The organism is Streptomyces sp. 13-12-16, from assembly GCF_002114215.1.
GTDB lineage: Bacteria > Actinomycetota > Actinomycetes > Streptomycetales > Streptomycetaceae > Streptomyces.
Map to the genome: position 1 here is coordinate 1 of NZ_NCTE01000750.1, position 2673 is coordinate 2673.

Consider the following 2673-nt stretch of genomic DNA (forward strand, 5'->3'; position numbering starts at 1 on the left):
CGCGAGGCCGACCTGGCCGAGGCGCTGGCGTTCACCCGCCGGCACCTGTCCTCCGCCGCCTCCGCGATCGAGGTGCCCCGCCGGTGACCGGCGTCGCCCCGGGCGACGGCCCGGACACTCCCGCGCGGGGCGACGGCACCACCCGGCGCCGCGGCCGCCCTCCCCGTACGGAATCGGCCGGCACCCGGGACCGCATCCTCGACGCGGCCCGCGAGGAGTTCTCCGCGCGGGGGTACGAGAAGACGTCCGTCCGGGGCATCGCCAAGTCGGCCGGTGTCGACTCCGCGCTGGTGCACCACTACTTCGGCACCAAGGAGCAGGTGTTCGAGGCCGCCGTGGAGGTCGCCTTCGCGCCGGCGTTCACCGTGCGGGACACGATTTTCGACGGTCCCGTCGAGGAGGCCGGCGAGCGGATGACCCGCATGGTCATCGGCCTCTGGGAGAGCCCGGTCACCCGGGCCCCGCTGCTCGCGATCGTCCGCTCCGCCGTGAACAACGAGATCGCGGCCGGTGTCTTCCGCCGCCTGATCGCCGGCCAGCTGCTGCGCCGGATCGCCGGCCGGCTCGACGTCCCCGACGCGGAGCTGCGCGCCGAGCTCGCCGCCGCACAGCTGGTCGGGATCGCGATGATCCGGTACGTGATCAAGGTGGAGCCGCTGGCCTCGGCGGACGCCGAGCAGATCATCAGGCGGGTGGCGCCGGTGGTGCAGGGGCACCTCACCGGGCGCTGACGCACCTTGTGGACTGAGACACCCGTCCCGAAATCCGGACACCTCGTCCCGCCCTCTGGATGACCGGCGTACGCTCGACGACAGTCATAACTCTCCGAAGGAGCGAGCGACGATGCCCGAGCTGAGGTCCCGCACAGTCACCCACGGCCGCAACATGGCGGGCGCCCGCGCCCTTATGCGCGCCTCCGGTGTACCGGGTGCGGACATCGGCCGCAAGCCGATCATCGCGGTCGCCAACAGCTTCACGGAGTTCGTCCCCGGCCACACCCACCTGGCCCCGGTCGGCCGGATCGTCAGCGAGGCGGTCGTCGCGGCCGGCGGCATCCCGCGCGAGTTCAACACCATCGCCGTCGACGACGGCATCGCGATGGGCCACGGCGGCATGCTGTACTCCCTGCCCTCCCGCGACCTGATCGCGGACAGCGTGGAGTACATGGTGGAGGCGCACCGCGCGGACGCCCTGATCTGCATCTCCAACTGCGACAAGATCACCCCGGGCATGCTCAACGCGGCCCTGCGCCTGAACATCCCCACGGTCTTCGTCTCCGGCGGCCCGATGGAGGCCGGCCGCGCCACCCTGGTCGACGGCACGGTGCGCACGCTGGACCTGATCGACGCCATGGTCGAGTCGGCCAACGAGAAGACCTCCGACGAAGACGTCCTGCGCATCGAGGAGAACGCCTGCCCGACCTGCGGGTCCTGTTCCGGCATGTTCACCGCCAACTCGATGAACTGCCTGACGGAGGCCATCGGCCTCTCCCTCCCGGGCAACGGCTCGGTCCTGGCCACCCACACCGCCCGCAAGGCGCTCTACGAGAACGCCGCGCGTACGGTGATGGACATCACCCGCCGCTACTACGAGCAGGACGACGACTCGGTCCTGCCCCGCAGCATCGCCACCCCCGCGGCCTTCGAGAACGCCATGGCGCTCGACATCGCCATGGGCGGCTCCACCAACACGATCCTGCACCTGCTGGCCGCCGCCCAGGAGGGCGACGTCCCCTTCGGCCTCACCGAGATGGACGCCCTCTCGCGCCGCGTCCCCTGCCTGGCCAAGGTCGCCCCGAACGTCACCAAGGACCGCACGTACTACATGGAGGACGTGCACCGCGCGGGAGGCATCCCCGCCCTGCTGGGCGAGCTGCACCGCGCGGGCCTGCTCAACGAGGACGTCCACTCCGTCCACAGCCCGTCGCTGGCCGACTGGCTGAAGACCTGGGACATCCGCGGCGGCTCCCCGTCGCAGGAGGCCGTGGAGCTGTGGCACGCGGCCCCCGGATGCGTCCGCTCCGCCGAGGCCTTCTCCCAGTCCGAGCGCTGGGACTCCCTGGACGAGGACGCCGAGGGCGGCTGCATCCGCTCCGCCGAGCACGCGTACTCCAAGGACGGCGGCCTGGCGGTCCTGCGCGGCAACCTCGCCGTCGACGGCTGCGTCGTGAAGACGGCCGGCGTCGACGAGTCCATCTGGACCTTCGAGGGCCCGGCGGTCGTCTGCGAGTCGCAGGACGAGGCCGTCGAGAAGATCCTCACCAAGCAGGTCAAGGAGGGCGACGTCGTCGTCATCCGCTACGAGGGTCCCAAGGGCGGCCCCGGCATGCAGGAGATGCTCTACCCGACGTCGTACCTGAAGAGCCGCGGCCTCGGAAAGGCCTGCGCCCTGATCACCGACGGCCGCTTCTCCGGCGGCACGTCCGGCCTGTCCATCGGCCACGCCTCCCCGGAGGCGGCCTCGGGCGGCACGATCGCCCTGGTCGAGGACGGCGACCGCATCCGCATCGACATCCCGAACCGCTCGATCGAGCTGCTGGTCGACGAGGCGGAACTGACCCGCCGCGAGGAGGCCCTGAACGGCCGGTACGCCCCGAAGAACCGCGACCGCAAGGTCTCCGCGGCCCTGAAGGCGTACGCGGCGATGGCCACCAGCGCGGACAAGGGGGCGGTG

2 protein-coding genes and 1 pseudogene are annotated in these 2673 nt (G+C 71.6%); all 3 read left to right on the forward strand.

What is annotated here, in order from left to right; all coding sequences use genetic code 11:
- Nucleotides 1–87 (forward strand): annotated as a pseudogene (locus B7767_RS48385) (sugar phosphate isomerase/epimerase); the annotation flags it as partial.
- Nucleotides 84–731 (forward strand): TetR family transcriptional regulator, encoded by a 648-nt coding sequence (locus tag B7767_RS27970; protein WP_085574598.1) that lies wholly within the window; start codon nt 84–86, stop codon nt 729–731. The pseudogene B7767_RS48385 and the gene B7767_RS27970, both read left to right, overlap by 4 nt.
- Nucleotides 732–843: 112 nt before the next feature.
- A partial coding sequence (gene ilvD, locus B7767_RS27975) for a dihydroxy-acid dehydratase (protein WP_085574599.1) occupies nt 844–2673 on the forward strand: 1830 nt, incomplete at its 3' end.